Genomic DNA, 16,464 nt, shown 5'->3' with positions numbered 1-16,464 from the left:
CCTAAGGCTTTCCGGCCGCCACCACCTCGGCGATCTGCACGGCGTTCGTAGCCGCACCCTTCCGGAGGTTGTCGGCGACGATCCATAGGTTGAGGGTTTTCGGGTGCCAGTAGTCGGGCCGGATCCTTCCCACAAACACCTCATCCTTTTCATACGACGTCAGCGGCATGGGGTAGACGCGGGCCGAGGGATCGTCCTGAAGGACGACACCGGGGGAACGGCCGAGCAGAGCCTTGACTTCTTCGATGTCGAAGTCGCTCTTGAGCTCGATATTGAGAGACTCGCCATGCCCTCCGTATACCGGAATGCGCACCGTGGTCGGGGAGATGCTGAGCGATGCATCGCCCATGATTTTCCGGGTCTCATTGACCATCTTCATCTCCTCCTTCGTGTAGCCGTTGTCGGTGAAGACATCGATCTGCGGCACGGCGTTGAAGGCAATCTGGTGGAAATGGGTGAATTCCTCCTGCCGCTCTCCGGCAAGTTCGCTTTCAAGAGCATCGCGCCCGGCCTTGCCCTTTCCGGTCACCGACTGGTAGGTCGAGACAATCACCCGGCTGAGCCCGTATCGGTCCATGAGAGGCTTGAGCACAACGACCATCTGGATGGTCGAGCAGTTGGGATTGGCGATGATCTTCTCCGCCCTGCCGTCAGGACCGAAGATATCTTTGGGGTTCACCTCGGGGACGACGAGCGGGATTCCCTCGTCCATCCTGAATGCGGAAGAGTTGTCGATGACGACCGCGCCTTCTGCTGCCGCCACAGGAGCCCACTGGCGGCTGGCTGAAGCGCCGGCCGAAAAGAGCGCGATGTCGACCCCGCGGAAGGCTTCCGCGGAAGGCACGCGGATCACGTACTCTTTCCCGCAAAACGTCACACTCTGTCCGGCGCTTCTTGCTGAAGCGAGCGGAATGATGTCTGTTGCGGGAAAATTCCGCTCTTCAAGGACCTGCAGCATGGTGCGGCCCACAAGGCCGGTCGCGCCGAGTATGGCGACCCGGCACTGTTTCTCGGAACTGCTCATATGGTTGTGTTCGATGCTTTATAGTTCAATACAAGTTTATCTGAATGGTCGTTGAGGTACTCTGCATACTCGCGGATCCGCCCCTCACGGGCATAGCCCTCACACTCTTCGCGGTAGTCGAGGAGGATAGCCTCCACTGCCCGCCAATCTTCCTCGCGCACCAGTTTATTGCGCACCACCGAGACCTTCGGCAGGCCTTTAAGGTAGGTGGCATAATGGCGGCGCATTTCAAGCGTTCCGTATTTCTCCCCCTTGAACTCCACCGAGAGCTGCAGGTGCTCAATGGCAGCCTTGATGCGAAGGCGGAAATCGGGTGGTGGCAGCGGAGTGCCTGTTTTCAGGAGATGCTTCGTCCCCGAAAAAATGAACGGATTGCCGATCGAGCCCCGCCCGATCATCACCCCGTCTGCACCGGTTTCCCGGAACATCCGGAGCGCGTCTTCGGGACTCCAGACATCACCGTTGGCGATGAGGGGAATGCGGGCATGACGTTTGGCCTCCGCAATCCACCCCCAGTCAGCCTTTCCTTTGTACATGTCGCTCCGGGTCCGACCGTGCAGTGCAAGTGCCTGAATTCCGGCGTCCTCGAGACGCCGGAGCACGTCAAGAATGTTGATTGAGTCGTGGTCCCAGCCAATCCGGGTCTTGGCCGTCACCGGCAGCCGGACGGCTTTCACCACGGCCTCGGCAATGGCTGCCATCTTTTCCGGCTCTTTCAAAAGCGCAGCCCCGGCACCTTTGCCGGCAACCTTCCTGGTCGGGCATCCGAAATTGATGTCGAGGTAATCGGGCTGGAACTCCTCGGCAATCACCGAAGCCTCAATCATAGACTCCACCGTGCTGCCGAAAATCTGCACAGCCAGAGGTCGCTCGACCGGGTCCGCCTTCAGTTTCCGGACAGTCTTTTCAATACCGCGCCGGAGCGCCTCGGCACTGACGAACTCGGTATAGACAATGTCCGCCCCGTGGCGCTTGCAGAGCTGCCTGAACGCCCGGTCGGTCACGTCCTCCATGGGTGCGAGGATGACGGGGCGGTCGATGTCGAGCTTTCCGATTTTCATTCTGTCAGGGCTGCAGGATCTCCGGCTTGCCGGTCATTACATCCTTTACCTGAGCATGCACCTTTTTGAACAGCTCGGGATCTTCGCGCAGAGCCTTCTTGACGGCTTCGCGTCCCTGGCCGAGTTTGTCGGTACCATAGCTGAACCACGAACCCGCCTTCTTGACCACACCGAACTCCACAGCAAGATCGATCAACTCGCCCATGAGCGAGATGCCCTCACCATACAGGATATCGAACTCGGCGATCCTGAAGGGAGGTGCAACCTTGTTCTTGACCACTTTGACCTTCGTACGGTTACCGATGATTTCGTCGCCGTCTTTCAGCTGGGCGATCTTGCGGATATCGAGCCGGATAGAGGAATAGAACTTGAGCGCCTTGCCGCCAGTGGTCGTTTCAGGGCTTCCATACATGACACCGATCTTGTCGCGCAACTGGTTGATGAAGATGCATACGCTGCTCGACTTGGAGATTGCGCCGGTAAGTTTGCGCAGCGCCTGGCTCATGAGCCGGGCCTGCAGACCGACCACGCTGTCACCCATCTCTCCCTCAAGTTCCGCCTGGGGCACAAGGGCTGCGACGGAATCGACAACGACCACGTCGACCGCACCGCTTCGGACGAGTGTTTCAACAATGGAGAGCGCCTGCTCGCCGGACTCCGGCTGGCTGATCAGCATGGAATTGATGTCCACCCCGAGCCTGCGGGCATAACTGGGATCGAACGCATGCTCGGCATCAACAAGAGCAGCAATGCCGCCGGCCTTCTGGGCCTCGGCAATGACATGGAGCGCAAGGGTGGTTTTACCGGACGACTCGGGGCCGTAAATCTCCGTCACCCTCCCGCGGGGAAGGCCTCCGACGCCGAGCGCGAAATCGAGGGTCATCGATCCGGTTGAAATCGACTGGACCTGCATCACTGCCGAATCATCCCCGAGGCGCATGATGGCACCTTTGCCAAACTGCTTTTCAAGGGCGTCGACCGCGAGGTTCAGCTGTTTGAGTTTTGCCGGATCAATGCCTACGGGGGTCACTGCGGGTCTAGGTGTATCCATGGTGCGTTTGGGGTATGGTGAAGAAAAAACCGGCCCTTCAGGTTACTGCGCTTAAGAGAGTCTCTTCAAGCGGCCGGTAGCTGACCTGAAGTTCCTCCGTTGATTTCGTATTGCTGTATGAGGCTCTCCGCCCGGCAAGGCGGATGCTCTCCATGCTGATGAACGACGGACGCCCTGAGAGCCAGGAATAGAGTTCCCCGCCGATGCCCGCCATGAGCCCGATGGATTCCGGGATTGCAATGGAAGGTCGCGTGCGGCTGCCCTCAAGGGTGCCGATGCGAAGGTAGAGCTCCTTGAATGTCAAATTGTGGCCCACCACCAGGTAGCGTTCGCCGATGCGGCCACGGCGCCAGGCGGCAAGAAGGGCGTCGGCAACATCTCGGACATCGACAAAACCTGTCCCGCCCTCTGGATGCACCGGAATGCGTCCCCTATAGATGAGGCGAAGAACATCGTTCGACGAACTCTTGGAAGCCGGGTTCGAGGGATCCCTGCCGATGACGACCCCGGGACTCACCATGACAGTCTCAAGCCCCTCGGCAGCTCCGCGCATGACCTCGAGTTCGGCAAGGTGCTTCGACTCCATATACCCGTTCCGGCGCTGCCAGTCCTGGAAAGAAGACGACTCGGAAACCGGAGAACCGTCCTCGGTGGCTCCGGCCGCCGCAATCGAGCTGGTCACGACAAGACGCCGAACCCCGGCATGGAGGCAGGCGTTGACGACGTTCCGGGTACCGAGGACATTGACGTCGTACAGATCACCCTTGCTACGCTTTGTATAGGAAATCAGCCCCGCAGAGTGGAACACCGTGTCGATGCCCCGGAAAGCCAGATCAAGAGCAGGCTGGTTCTGGATGTCCGCCCTTACGACCTCCAGCTGCATGGCATCGATAAAAGAGCAGTCCGAGCCGTCACGGGCCACCACACGAACTCCAACGCCACAGCCGGCACCCCTCGTGAGCGAAAGCAGCAGCTGCGAACCTATGTAACCGGTCGCGCCGGTAATGGCAATGGATGCAGTGGACATGAATTGGCTTAAGGTAGTTCGACCCCTCCGGAAGGGCGCACGCTCCGCCAGTGAGCGTCTCTGTTTTTAAACATAAGAATAAAAACTACATTGCTCTCAATTCCAATGAAGAGCACCAGAAATTTTTCGTGCGATGCGCCAGCAAAGAGAAACACCAACCAGGGAATCGGTTCTTGAGGACCGGCTTCCCAACGGCCTGAGGGTCGTGACGGACCGCGTGCCGTCGGTTGAGAGCGTGACGCTCGGCATACTCATTGAAGCCGGCTCCCGGGACGATCCCGAGGACGCTCAGGGGCTCGCACACTTCATTGAGCATGCCATCTTCAAAGGTACCGGCCGACGCTCCTATCTCGATATCGCCCGGGACATCGAAAAGCACGGCGGCTACCTTGACGCCTGGACCACCAAGGAACATACCTGCATATACCTCCGCTGCCTCAGCCGGCACCTGGAAGCTTCGTTCGAACTGCTCGCCGACCTCGTAACGGACCCGGTGTTCCCGCCTGAAGAGATTGAGAAGGAAAAAGAGGTGGTGCTGGAGGAGATCAGCAGCGTGGAGGACGCGCCGGAAGAGATGGTGTTCGAGGAGTTCGATCTCCGATCCTTCCCCCGCCACCCGTTGGGACGGCCGATACTTGGAACAATGGAGAGTGTCGGAGGCCTCTCGGCCAGCCACCTGACGTCGTTCATCCAGGAGCACTACCGGCCCACGAAAATGATTCTCAGCGCCACAGGCAACGTCCGCCACATGGAAATAACCGGGCTTGCCGAACGCTTCCTCAATAAAGCACCTGCCCCTGCCGTGGAAACCACACGCACCAGGTTCCGCCCGGAGGATTACCGGCCTTTCGAGAAAACGCTGAAAAAACGGATCTCACAATCGCAGATTGTGCAGGGCACCGCCATAGAGCGCAACGACCGCCTGTTCTATGCCACCATGGCGCTCAACTCCATGCTCGGAAGCGGCATGAGTTCGCTGCTCAACATCGAACTGCGCGAAAAGCGCGGACTGGCATACAGCGCATACTCGGCCATGTCGTTTTACGAAGACCTCACAACCCTGAACATATACACCGGCACCGACGCCCTGAAAATCGACACGTCCCTCAAGCTCATCGAAGAGCTGCTCCATGGCCCTGCCCTCATGCATCCCGATCCCGTTGAAGTCGAAACCGCGAAATCAAAGCTCCTCGGCTCGCACATCATGGGAATGGAAAAAATGACCCGCAGGATGTCGCAGGTCGCCACCGACATATCCTACTTCGGGCGGTATGTCCCTCCCGAAGAAAAAACCGCCGCAATCGAAGCACTCAGCCCGCTGGACATCAGAGAAGCGGCCCGGGCCCTCGTCCTCGGGCCTCCGCTCTCAACGCTCGTCTACCGGCCCTCCCGCTGAGGGCTTCTCTTTTTAAATACCGGTTATAATTTGTATCTTTTGGACTTTGATTTTTGACCATTACCACCAAACCACAGAGAGCCTTGCAAAAGAATATCAAGAACATCAGCGAAACCGAACAGGAACTGGAGCTCATCTTCACTGCGGACGAATTCGCCAACGATTACGAACAGGAACTTGAAGAGGCAAAAAAGACCGTACAGCTCAAGGGGTTCCGTAAAGGCCACGCCCCGGCAGGCCTGATAAAGAAACTCGCCGGCCCGGCCGTTGAAGCTTCCATCGCCGAAAAACTCGCATCGAAGCATTTCGGCGAAATCGTCGAATCCGATAAAATCAAGACCGCCAGCCGCGCAGGCATCATTGACTTCACCTTCACGCCCGAGCAGCTGAGCGTGAGGCTCGGCTATGAAGTGCACCCCGAGTTCGACCTGAAAGATTTCAGCGGCTACTCATTCACCCGTTCCGTCTACACCATTGACGACGCGGCTGTTGAAAAGGAAATCAACCTCATCCTCAAGGGCCACGGCACCATGGTCAGCGTCGACGAGGCCGCCACGGCCACTGACACCGTCATTGGTGACGTAGTGAAACTCACGGAATCAGGAGACGAGGGCGAGGGGAAAACCGAAAACCACCATTTCAATCTGGAATACCTGCCGGAAGAGAACCCCTTCCGCAAGGCCATCGAAGGAAAGAAAGCAGGGGAAACCGTAGAGGTTGAAACTCCCGGCCAGAATGAGGGCGACGCGCCCGTCCGCTTCCGGGTCAGCATCAGCGAAATCAAGCGCATGGAACTTCCGGAACTGACCGATGAACTCGTCAAGGAGATCACCGGCCAGCGCTTCGAGAGCGTAACTGACTTCAGGGCCGACGTCAAAATCCAGCTCGATGAGCATTTCTCGATGAAGTCCGAAGAGGACCTGCTCGAGTCCATCTCGGCAAAACTGATCGACGAGAACCCGGTTGCGACCCCGAAAACAATGGTAGCGTCGTTCTCGAACATGCTCGTGGAAAACGCCAAGCGCCAGATGGGCGGCAGCTTCCCGAAAGCCTTCGACACCGACCAGTTCCAGACGGCTATGCAGCCCAACGCCGAGCGCCATGCCCGCTGGCTCATCATCAGCCAGAAGATCGCCGAAATGAACAATCTGGAAATCGACGAAGCCGCAATCAGGGAGTACGCAGAAAAGGAAGCGGCGAAGAACACCGCTATGAACGCAGAAGAGCTCATGAAAACCTACATGTCAGCCGACTTCCGCGACTATGTCACCGACACCATCACGAAAGAAAAGATCTATGAGATCATCAAAGCTAAAGTGAGCATCACCGACGAGGCGACTCCGGTTCCCGACCACAGGGGCTGACGCGCTGGCCGAACGGAGGAACGTGAAAAAGGCAGGACCCGGACCCCCGGGCATCCTGCCTTTTTTTTTGCTTCCCTGCAGCGCATTACCGCCCGCCCGCACCCTGCCGATCCCCCCTCGCCGGGGAACCCCCTCAGGACTCAGGGCCCCGGCAAAGAAGCGCTGTCGCCACTGCGGAATGCCTGTCGTGGGCGATGGAGATCTTGATGGAACATCCCTCCGGCAGCAGGCCGGGCTGGGAGGAGCGAACGAACGGCTTGCCGGCCGGATCATTCAGGACCTCGAAGCTCTTCCAGTGCACCGCAGCCGTAATGCCGGTTCCGAGTGCCTTGACGACAGCCTCCTTCGCCGCAAACCGGCCGGCGATGCTGGCGAGGGGAGAGGGCTTTTTCAGGCAGAGTTCGATCTCCTCCCCCGTCATGATCCGCTCAAGGAACTTCCGTCCGTACCGGCCGTAGGCTTTTTCGATCCGGACAAGATCCACGATGTCCACACCTATCTCCACGGTATCTTCAGCCGAGAGTGATGGTCATGGAAAGGTCGAGCGCACGCACACTGTGGGTCAGCTCGCCGACAGAAATGAAATCGACTCCGGTTTCAGCAACCGCCTTCACATTGTAGAGACTCATGTTGCCGGATGCCTCCAGAAGCACGCCCGAGGGCATCGAGCGCACATACTCCACCGCCTCGTGCATGAGGTCTATGGTGAAGTTGTCGAGCAGGATGATGTCCGGCCGGCAGGCAAGGGCCGCGCTCAGTTCGTCGAGTGAGCGGACTTCGGCTTCGATCTTCACGTCGAGACCATGCTTTTCCCGGTACATCCTTGCCCGGTTGAGTGCCGGGCCGACACCGCCGGCGGCATCGATATGGTTGTCCTTGATGAGGATAAGATCGAACAGCCCGAAGCGGTGGTTCCGCCCGCCGCCGATGCGCACCGCCTCTTTGTCGAAATAACGAAGCCCCGGAGCGGTTTTCCGGGTGTCGAGGATCCTGGCCTCCGTATGGGACACCAGGTCCACGAACGCTCTCGTCTTGGTTGCAATCCCCGACATGCGCTGCATGAAATTCAGTGCCGTCCGCTCACCGAGCAGTATCGGTGCCAGAAGGCCATGTACGTCAAACACCCTTTCACCCTGTACAACCCGCTCACCATCGTTACGATGCACCTCAAGCTTAAGCGACGGGTTGCATGCCGCAAACACCTGTGCGGCGACATCGACACCAGCGATGACGCCGTCTTCCTTTGCCCTCACAACAGCGCTTCCCTGCTGCTGGGGGTCGATGGTCGCCATGGTGGTGACGTCCCCCGTATAGCGGTCCTCCTCAAGCGCAAGCATCACCGCCCGTGAGCGGCACCCCTCATAAAAATCGTGACAATCCTGATTCTTCATCTTCATCGCTACTTGCAACCATTAATAAAATCTACTGAACCCGTAAAGTTACACTTTTTCCTTTCCATGCTCCATCCTAAAAAAGGTCCGCCCCCGGTTTTATCTTTTTCGATTTTGAATTCAGCCGATTCTGAGCAACATTGTTAGTTTGAAACACACACGCCGCCAACTTTTTCCGCCGCAAGATGACACACATCTCCCGCTCCTCGGTCAGGCTTTCGAACATGGTCTTCTACGCCCACCACGGCGTGCTCCGTGAAGAGCACCGGATCGGAGCCAAATACGAGGTCGATGCCGAGCTTACCTTCGACTTCACCGGGGCGGCCATGAACGACGACATCACGAAAACAGTGGACTACGGGGCGGTGTACAGCCGGATCCGCATGGCTCTTACCGGAAAGAAATACTTCCTCATCGAGGCTGTCGCCTGGGAGATTGCCCGGGACCTGCTTGGTGATTTCCCCGCGGTCAGCGAAGTAGGCATAAAGGTCCGCAAGCGCAATCCTCCGGTCGACGGAATCTGCGACTATGCAGAAGCCGACTGCACCATGCAGCGCGACTGAAGAAGATGAAGCTCCACACAGCATACATCGGAACGGGATCGAACATCGGGGACCGCCTCAGTCACCTGCAGGAAGCCGTATGTCGGCTCGGCGCGCTCCCGGAAACGAAGGTGCTCCGAGCCTCGCCCGTCTACATGACAGAGCCGGTCGGGGAAGAGGAACAGGAACGATTCTACAACGGCGTGGTACAGATAGAAACCGGCCTCACGCCTGAAAACCTTCGCAGCGCAACAAAGGCTATAGAGCAGGAACTCGGCCGGCCCGAACGATACCGGAGATGGAGCCCGAGGGTCATAGACCTCGATATCCTCCTCTATGCAGACTGCATAATCGAGACTGCTACGCTCCGGATTCCCCACCCGGAACTGCACCGCAGAAAATTCGTGCTCATCCCGCTGCTCGACATCGCAAACCCTCTGCACCCCGTCCTCAGAAAAACCATCCTTCAGATGCTCCGGACGTGCGGCGACCGGTCGGTACCCGTGCGCCTTAGGGAACGACTCCGTCTGCACTGATTCCACTGGGATGTGACCCTACCCCCTCAACCGCGTAGAAAGAAAATGGGCCGCCTTAAGCAAGGCGGCCCATCTGCATCTATAACACCGGTTCACTAAGGCCTGCTCCGGCAGGGCATCAGGCGCTTCAGTTCGCGAAGGTGATGTTGAGGTTTCCCGCCTCGAAATCAGCACCTTCCGTCTTGCGGCCGATGAGCACGTTCGGGAGCATGATGCTCTTGCGGAAGTTGTTGATGTCCACCAGGAGCTCGTCACCCTTGATGTTCACGTTGAGCTTCTGCACTTCGACGTTCGGAAGGTATAGACTCAGGACGTACTTGCCGTCGACCTTCTCGAGGGTCTGGGTCCTGTCGTTGGTGTAGAGCACGTCGGCAGGGTTCTTGTCACCGAACATCTCCTGGCTGAGCTCGTACAGGCGGTCCGGGTTGATGACCTCTGCCGTTGCCTGCCCGGCACGGAAGATCGGAAGCGGGAAGAAGCAGTTCTCGATCACGCGGAGGTACTTCTGCTGGATGTCGATGAGGCTCTGGAGGTACTTGTCGCCTGATTTCGCGGGAAGGATCTTGTTGACGATGGCGGCATCAAGCTTGTAACCGAACAGGTTCAGATAGGTCTGCACGCGCAGCGCCTCCTTGATGACCATGTTCTCCGGGTTGAGGACAACACGGAATGTGGTGATGCTCTTGTCCTGAAGCATGCCGTGCAGCTCTTTCATATGCTCGTTCACCTCCGGCATGAGCTTGAAGATGTTCTTCTTCGGCATGAATTTCGAGAGGAGCGGTGCAGCGAATCCGATCGCCTTGGAGTGCCAGCCGCCGATTTTATCCGAGTACCAGCCGTAGGACTCGGGCATGCCGAGCAGACGCATGGTTTCGCCCGTCGGAGCGGCATCGACAACGACCGCATCATAGTTTCCGGATTTGGCGGCCTTCCAGATATAGCGGAGGCTGATCATCTCTTCCATGCCGGGGACGATGGCAAGCTCCTCGGCAACGACTTCGTCGGCACCGTCGTGCATGAGGATGGAGGAGAAGTAGGAGTACAGTTCGTTCCAATTTTCGCGGATCTCGGCCAGCACGTTGACCTCCATGGCAAAGAGGTTCTTTTCGACCTCAATGGGGGTCTGGCTCAGCTCGACGCCGAACGCATCGGCAAGGCTGTGGGCCACGTCGGTGCTCATGATCAGTACCCTGCCTCCGCGGCGGGCAATCGCCGTGGCCGTTGATGCCGAGACCGTGGTCTTTCCGACCCCGCCCTTACCCAGATAAAGAATAATTCTCATGTTGCTTAACAAAAACTATTGAGGAGAGTTGACCTTTATTGAAACTACACTGTACCAACGGCCTCGCCCGCCGTGTGCCGGAACGCCTCACCATAGAAGCGATGCCGGACCCGGCCTGCCGCCCTAGGACTCCTCTTTCGGCTGCGCCTCCGGCGCCGTTATGAGGGGGTCGGATTCTATGGTGCCGTAGCATCCGGCATCTTTTTTCTCCGGAGCAGGTTCGCCAAGCGCGTCGAGAAGAACGTCTTCAGGGAGGATCGGCTCCTCCTCACTCCCCGCAACCCTCACCGATATCTTTTTTCTTACAGGAGGGAAAACTGCCTCCTGCGCCGCATCTTCCGATGCAGTCTCTGGAGCGTTTTCTCCCTCAGCCTCCATGATCTTTATCTTTTTCCTCCGGACCTCTCCGACACCGCTCTCTTCGGGACATTCGTCGGCAGGCCGGTCCATATCCATCATGTCCTTGACAAGCGCCGGCACATCGCCCTCGTCAGCCTGAATCTTGATTTTCTTCCTGCCGAGAGGAGGAGCGTCGTTCATGGGGGGCACCTCGAACGCATCGTCCTTGAAATCGAAATCACTTCTGCCCGTCCGGGGCTCCTCATCCCTGATGGAGATTTTTTTGCGGCGGATCGTGTTGTCCTCATCGTCCTCGTATCGCCCGCCGCCGGGAGCTCCGCCCTCTTGACGCTGCGGCTGCTGTTTTCTCGATCCACCCCCGATCCCCGATACCTTGATCATCTTGCCGATGGAACCAAGCACGCCGTCGTTGCGTACCGCTGTCTTGATGGCCGTCATGACGAAACGCTCTGCCTGGGGGTTGCCCGCAATGTTTGCCACCAGTTCATTGACCGCCGTCAGCACGGTGGCTACATCACCCGGCACGTGCTGCAGATCTTTCATCACCTGGTCACGGAGCTTGAAGGGAGCCTCGCCGACAAGGTCCTTGATGGACCCGGCAATCCGTTTCAGCGAAGCAGGATCAGTCGGCAGCATGTTCTCGAGTCCGCCAAAGGGACCCGACGGCTGATTGGCACCTCTGCCCTGCTGTCCGCGTGGCGAGCCCTGTCCCGGCTGCTGTCCCGGAAGTGCCTCGCCCGGAGGATAGCCGATCGAGGCCTTGTACTGCTCAAGAAGATCCTGGCCGTAGCCGATTGAACTGTCCTGCTGGGAGGGAGAGGGCGCATCAAGGGCGATGGTGAACTGGCGGGGAATGCAGATGCTTCGGCCTGCGTCAAGCAGGCGGTGGGCTATGGCGTCGGGAACGGGCTTGCGGAACCCGGTGCCGAGATGTTCCTCGATGACCGACTCCATGACCGTATGCATACGGATGATAAGCTCAGCCTCCTGGATTTCGACCATGTCGAATATCACATAGACCGGTTCCTTCTCCTCCCTGCGGATCTTGAGGTTGAGGGTGGCGAAAGCGCTGTCCTTGTTGCGGCTGTTCACTGTGACTGCGCTGAGCTCGAAGCGGTCAAGATAGTCCTTCGATGCGCCACGCGCCCAGAGATATACCGCACGGTCGGAGTATATAAGGTAGTCCTGGAAGGCTATGTTGCCGACCCGTTCCTGATGGGATTCATAGAAAACCCCGTCAAAGAAGGCGATGGGCTGTTCCCCCTCGCCGAGAAGCTGCTTCTGAAAGAATTCCGTGACATCGGCAAGTTCCGTCTGTCCGGACACATATAATGAGATGTTGGCCATTTACCCGGGTCCGATCACGTTACACGGTTATCGACAAGTCTGCATTGAAACCTTTAAAATAGAAAAACTAATGGAATTTACGCAACAGCACCTTCACCCGAGATGCAATGGAAAAACGGGTGCATAAATGAATGAAACCGGAAGGGTAAGCGGGGTGACTTGACGGGCTGCGGAAAAGGGTTGGAGCGGACAAAAAAAAGGCAGTGTACAGCCTATGGCCGACACTGCCCTCGAAAGAAACACATCGTGTGTGCTTACTTTGCGAACTTCGACTCGACAGCCTTGGAAGGCACGGCATAACCCGAAACCTCAGGTGAAGAACCGCGGAGGCTTGTACCGCCGCCCATGCTGCCATAAGCGTTGCGGTTGATCCTCATGGTACCTTTACCAAGCGAATCGAACAGCATGCCGACAGTTTCCCAATGCCCCTCAACCATGACCTCAAAAATGCGGCCGGCTGCGGCAAGGATATCAGTAAATACTCCTCCACCACTCATAATTCCTCCTTATGGAATTTTATTATTGGAAATACACCTACTTACTAGAATATGAAAACTTTAATTCAATTTAAAGCAATCGGCTAAAAAATACAAAAAGATTTTCAGCAGCGCGCTGAGCTCTTATTTCTTGCCTGTCTGCTTCTGGAACGAGCCGGTGATGTTCTTGACAGCTTCGGAAGCGCTGACACCTGCATCGCCGATGGCCTTGGCTGCGTTGTCGGTCACGTTCTCGACGTTCTTCACAGCATCGCTGTAAAGGTCACCGGCCGAACGGGATACGTCCTTCACGGTGATGGCGACGCGGTCGATGGTCTCGCCGACTACTCCGCCGGTACGGCCGAGGAGGCTGCCGACTCCGGTTGCATCAAGCAGGGAACCAACGGTGCCCGAAACCGTCTCGACCACGGTGCCTGCGAGCTCCAGGCCGCCGACGACGGCGCTCTGACCTGTAAGCAGTGCACTTTCGGCAAGAAAGGTGAGGCGGTCGGTGAACTCAAGTTCCTTGAAATCCTTGCGGAGTTTCTGGTAGGACTCTGACATATCTTCCTCCTGTTAAGCGGGTCTTCCCGCGATTGTGGTTTATTGTCGTACTCTTAAAAACTAAGAAAAAAACTCCCTCAAAGCAAACCGGTCAGACCATCAGGCCTTGCTGCTGTACTGCTTGTCCGTCTGGTGGCGGCCCTGGTGGTTGAGGTCGAACGGGATGTGCAGCCATTTATCCTTGAACACCGCGTCGCCGGGCTCAAGGCCGGTGAGACTGATGGGCAGGGTTATGATTTTGCGCTGGCTGCCGATCTGTACGTAGAGTTCGTCGCCGGTCACCCAGACGTCGATGTCGCCGGGGTTGGCGAACATGAGCTTCAGCTGCACTTCGTAAATGTCGCCGTTGCGCACGAACTTGATCGGCGGTTCGTCGTACATGAGGTCGCTGGGATCGGTGTCGCCGTACATGTCATGTGCGAACTGCTCGAGGGCTTTCAGGCCGACGATCTCCTGTTCGTACATACGGAGCTTGGTCACCGGCAGGGGGGAGAATCCTTCTTCGATCTCGCCGAGGTATTTCTGCTGGATGGCTTTCCAGTTCTCAAGGTATCCGCTGTCCTCATTGGTATCGAGCAGGCGGTTGACCAGCACCATATCAACCTTGAACCCGTAGAGGTTCAGGTAGGTCAGGGCGCGCATGGTCTCCTTGATCGACATCTTCTCGGCATTCATGACAAGGCGTACTGTCGACTTCACATTGTCGGTCAGGATTTCGCGGATATCCTCAAGTTCGTCGAACACCTGGTCGACCGACTCGATGGCATCTTCCGGCGGTATGTAGTATGCAATGCGGTCCGACATCTTCGAGAGCGGCTTGCTCAGGGGGCGGACAATGTACTTGTTGACGTTCTTGACGGCCTTCATGCCCCAGGAGAGGGTATCGGGCAGGGAGAGCAGGCGGAGGGTCTCGCCGGTCGGGGCGGTATCGAGCACGAGGACATCGTATAGACCGGAGGACTTGTAACGTTTGATGCGCAGCAGCGAGAAGATCTCTTCCATGCCGGGAAGGATGGTCATCTCGTCGGCCATGACGCCCGAAACGCCCTGGGCCATGAATATTCTGGTATAGTACTTCTGTACGGACTGCCAGTTCTGCTTCAGATCCACATACGGATTCACCTCAATCGCATGGAGATTCTCCCTTATTTTGGTAGGCTCCGCGCCGAGCGGCAGATTGAAGGAATCGGAAAGACTGTGTGCCGGGTCCGTTGAGAGCACGAGGGTACGGTAACCCAGCTCTGCCAGCCGGACTGCTGTTGCTGCCGATACGCTGGTCTTGCCGACACCGCCCTTACCCGTAAATGTTAGAATGCGCATGAACCGGACTTTGGTATTGATGAATGAAAATCAAAGATTGAAAGATATAACTCTCAAAGGACTCTGCAAAAGATATGCAGAAGATACTTCCCCGCTGACAGAGCTTGCAAATGTTGGCGCCCCTGCATTAATTACCCTTCTAAGAAAAAAGCACCGACTGCGGACGACAGGCTGTCCGACCCACTGAAACCGAACCCCGCCATGCCCCGAGAGAGCACCATCACCGACATCAGGGCGGCCGTTGCCGCATCACGACGCATCAGCCGCGACGTCACCCTCATCACCCTCGACTGCCCCCTCATCTCCGAAATTGCGGAGCCCGGAAACTTCGTCAATGTCAGGGTGAACGACACCACACAGCCGCTCCTCCGCCGCCCGTTCTCGATCCACGACGCCGAAGACGGCCAAATCACGCTGATGGTCAAGGAGATAGGCAAGGGCACTGAAATATTCTGCCGCTGCACCGCCGGCACGGAACTGTCCGTGCTTGGCCCCCTCGGCAACAGCTTCAGCCTTGGAGCCGAAGACTTCGACACTGCGGTCCTCGTGTCGGGCGGGATCGGCACTGCCCCGATGCGCTTCCTTGAAAAGCGACTCGCCGCCAGAGGGAAAAAAGTCGTGAACCTTATCGGAGGGCGGACAAAAGACGATCTCCTCCCGGAAGGGCTCACCGGATGCCGGTTCGCCACCGATGACGGATCTGAAGGGTTCCACGGCACGGTGCTTGGACTTCTGGAGTCCCTCGTTCCCTCACTCACGGCGGAAGGCACCCCGAGGATATTCGCATGCGGACCCACCCCGATGCTGCGGGCGGTGGCCAGATTCTCCAGGGAAGCGGGCATTGCTTCTGAAGTCTCGCTTGAGTCAGTCATGGGATGCGGGTTCGGGATCTGCTATGGATGCAGCGTGGAGGTCAGCGCACCCGACGGCGGGACAAAAACCATACTTCTCTGCCGGGAAGGCCCGGTCATCGATGGCGGACGCATGGTCTGAGGGGCAACCGCGCCCTGCATTCTGCAGTAAATGCGCCGTATGGTTATGTTATCCGGAATGAGACTCGTATACTGCACTATATTATAATAAAGAGCCCCCCGACTCCAGACAGCACCCGGGGGCTCCGGGAACACCAAACCATTCAATCCAACCCAAAACACGGGAGCACTCATCATGGCAAGAGGACTGAATAAAGTAATGCTCATCGGCAACCTCGGCAGCGACCCCGAGCTCCGTACCATCCCTTCTGGACAGACCGTAGCCAACTTCACCCTGGCCACATCTGAAAGCTTCAAGGACAGCAGCGGCGCCATGCAGGAACGTACCGAATGGCACCGCATCGTGGCATGGGGGCGGCTTGCAGAAATATGCGGCCAGTACCTCAAGAAAGGACGTCAGGTCTATGTCGAAGGACGCATACAGACGAGAAGCTGGGACGACCAGAAAACCGGCGAGAAAAAATATGCAACCGACATCGTCGTCACCGACATGCAGATGCTCGGCGGCATGCGTGAGGGCGGCAGCGGATACGGCGATGGCGGACAGCAGAGCTACAGCCCGCCCCAGCAGCCTGCACGGCAGCAGGGCCCGCAGGACGTTCCTCCTCCCCAGACGGCACCATCCGCTCCGATGATCGAAAACGACAAGGACGACCTGCCGTTCTGAACCCGAAACCAACCTCCGACCCCGCCCTGACGCCAAGAGCGGCGACAGGGCGGGGTACTACAAG

Annotated in this window: 17 protein-coding genes; 6 read left to right on the top strand and 11 right to left on the bottom strand. The window is 57.7% G+C overall.

Annotated features, from left to right (window positions below; all coding sequences use genetic code 11):
• Position 1: 1 nt before the first annotated feature.
• The 4 genes from A3K90_RS09695 to A3K90_RS09680 are packed head-to-tail and all read right to left on the bottom strand — an operon-like array spanning position 2 to position 4,163.
• Positions 2 to 1,024: an aspartate-semialdehyde dehydrogenase gene (locus tag A3K90_RS09695; protein WP_303682410.1), complete on the bottom strand. Its 1,023-nt coding sequence runs from the start codon at positions 1,022 to 1,024 to the stop codon at positions 2 to 4.
• Positions 1,021 to 2,085: a tRNA dihydrouridine synthase DusB gene (gene dusB, locus A3K90_RS09690; RefSeq protein ID WP_303682409.1), complete on the bottom strand. Its 1,065-nt coding sequence runs from the start codon at positions 2,083 to 2,085 to the stop codon at positions 1,021 to 1,023. The genes A3K90_RS09695 and dusB overlap by 4 nt, the downstream gene beginning before the upstream one ends.
• A 4-nt stretch (positions 2,086 to 2,089) precedes the next feature.
• Positions 2,090 to 3,136, bottom strand: coding sequence for a recombinase RecA (gene recA, locus A3K90_RS09685; RefSeq protein WP_303682408.1), 1,047 nt, complete (start codon positions 3,134 to 3,136; stop codon positions 2,090 to 2,092).
• A 37-nt stretch (positions 3,137 to 3,173) separates the two neighbouring features.
• A complete protein-coding gene (locus tag A3K90_RS09680) occupies positions 3,174 to 4,163 on the bottom strand; it encodes an NAD-dependent epimerase/dehydratase family protein (protein ID WP_303682407.1) in 990 nt (329 codons plus the stop codon).
• 133 nt (positions 4,164 to 4,296) lie between these two features.
• On the opposite strand from A3K90_RS09680, the gene A3K90_RS09675 reads away from it, so the two are divergent.
• Both A3K90_RS09675 and tig read left to right on the top strand, forming a co-directional pair.
• The gene (locus tag A3K90_RS09675; protein WP_303682406.1) at positions 4,297 to 5,559 is read left to right on the top strand and encodes a pitrilysin family protein; all 1,263 of its coding nucleotides are present in this window, start codon (positions 4,297 to 4,299) and stop codon (positions 5,557 to 5,559) included.
• An 83-nt stretch (positions 5,560 to 5,642) separates the two neighbouring features.
• A complete protein-coding gene (gene tig, locus A3K90_RS09670) occupies positions 5,643 to 6,923 on the top strand; it encodes a trigger factor (RefSeq protein WP_303682405.1) in 1,281 nt (426 codons plus the stop codon).
• Positions 6,924 to 7,056: 133 nt separating this feature from the next.
• On the opposite strand, the gene A3K90_RS09665 is transcribed toward tig, so the two are convergent.
• Both A3K90_RS09665 and nadC read right to left on the bottom strand, forming a co-directional pair.
• Positions 7,057 to 7,428: a holo-[acyl-carrier-protein] synthase gene (locus tag A3K90_RS09665; RefSeq protein WP_303682404.1), complete on the bottom strand. Its 372-nt coding sequence runs from the start codon at positions 7,426 to 7,428 to the stop codon at positions 7,057 to 7,059.
• A 7-nt stretch (positions 7,429 to 7,435) separates the two neighbouring features.
• Entirely contained in the window at positions 7,436 to 8,314 is an 879-nt protein-coding gene (nadC, locus tag A3K90_RS09660; protein WP_203415239.1) for a carboxylating nicotinate-nucleotide diphosphorylase, read from the bottom strand.
• A gap of 185 nt (positions 8,315 to 8,499) precedes the next feature.
• Here nadC and folB point away from each other — a divergent pair, with 185 nt between their 5' ends.
• Together folB and folK are read left to right on the top strand one after the other, a co-directional pair.
• Positions 8,500 to 8,877 (top strand): dihydroneopterin aldolase, encoded by a 378-nt coding sequence (folB, locus tag A3K90_RS09655; RefSeq protein ID WP_011357032.1) that lies wholly within the window; start codon positions 8,500 to 8,502, stop codon positions 8,875 to 8,877.
• 5 nt (positions 8,878 to 8,882) lie between these two features.
• The gene (folK, locus tag A3K90_RS09650; RefSeq protein ID WP_303682403.1) at positions 8,883 to 9,392 is read left to right on the top strand and encodes a 2-amino-4-hydroxy-6-hydroxymethyldihydropteridine diphosphokinase; all 510 of its coding nucleotides are present in this window, start codon (positions 8,883 to 8,885) and stop codon (positions 9,390 to 9,392) included.
• 127 nt (positions 9,393 to 9,519) lie between these two features.
• On the opposite strand, the gene A3K90_RS09645 is transcribed toward folK, so the two are convergent.
• The 5 genes from A3K90_RS09645 to A3K90_RS09625 form a co-directional block, all read right to left on the bottom strand.
• On the bottom strand, positions 9,520 to 10,674 hold the full coding sequence (locus A3K90_RS09645; protein WP_011357030.1) for an ArsA family ATPase: 1,155 nt from the start codon (positions 10,672 to 10,674) through the stop codon (positions 9,520 to 9,522).
• A gap of 123 nt (positions 10,675 to 10,797) precedes the next feature.
• Positions 10,798 to 12,381, bottom strand: coding sequence for a hypothetical protein (locus tag A3K90_RS09640; RefSeq protein WP_303682402.1), 1,584 nt, complete (start codon positions 12,379 to 12,381; stop codon positions 10,798 to 10,800).
• 254 nt (positions 12,382 to 12,635) lie between these two features.
• The gene (locus A3K90_RS09635) at positions 12,636 to 12,878 is read right to left on the bottom strand and encodes a bacteriochlorophyll c-binding family protein (RefSeq protein ID WP_011357028.1); all 243 of its coding nucleotides are present in this window, start codon (positions 12,876 to 12,878) and stop codon (positions 12,636 to 12,638) included.
• Positions 12,879 to 13,001: 123 nt separating this feature from the next.
• Complete coding sequence (locus A3K90_RS09630; RefSeq protein WP_011357027.1) at positions 13,002 to 13,421, bottom strand: chlorosome protein C; 420 nt, start codon at positions 13,419 to 13,421, stop codon at positions 13,002 to 13,004.
• A gap of 99 nt (positions 13,422 to 13,520) precedes the next feature.
• Positions 13,521 to 14,741, bottom strand: a complete 1,221-nt coding sequence (locus tag A3K90_RS09625) for a TRC40/GET3/ArsA family transport-energizing ATPase (protein ID WP_303682401.1) — start codon at positions 14,739 to 14,741, stop codon at positions 13,521 to 13,523.
• A gap of 201 nt (positions 14,742 to 14,942) precedes the next feature.
• Between A3K90_RS09625 and A3K90_RS09620 the strand changes: the two genes are divergently transcribed.
• Positions 14,943 to 15,734: a dihydroorotate dehydrogenase electron transfer subunit gene (locus tag A3K90_RS09620; protein WP_303682400.1), complete on the top strand. Its 792-nt coding sequence runs from the start codon at positions 14,943 to 14,945 to the stop codon at positions 15,732 to 15,734.
• A 174-nt stretch (positions 15,735 to 15,908) separates the two neighbouring features.
• Positions 15,909 to 16,400, top strand: coding sequence for a single-stranded DNA-binding protein (locus tag A3K90_RS09615; RefSeq protein ID WP_303682399.1), 492 nt, complete (start codon positions 15,909 to 15,911; stop codon positions 16,398 to 16,400).
• Positions 16,401 to 16,464: the final 64 nt, after the last annotated feature.

The organism is Pelodictyon luteolum (assembly GCF_001622165.1).
Classification (GTDB): Bacteria; Bacteroidota; Chlorobiia; order Chlorobiales; family Chlorobiaceae; genus Chlorobium; species Chlorobium luteolum_B.
This window is presented reverse-complemented; position numbering and strand designations above follow the sequence as displayed.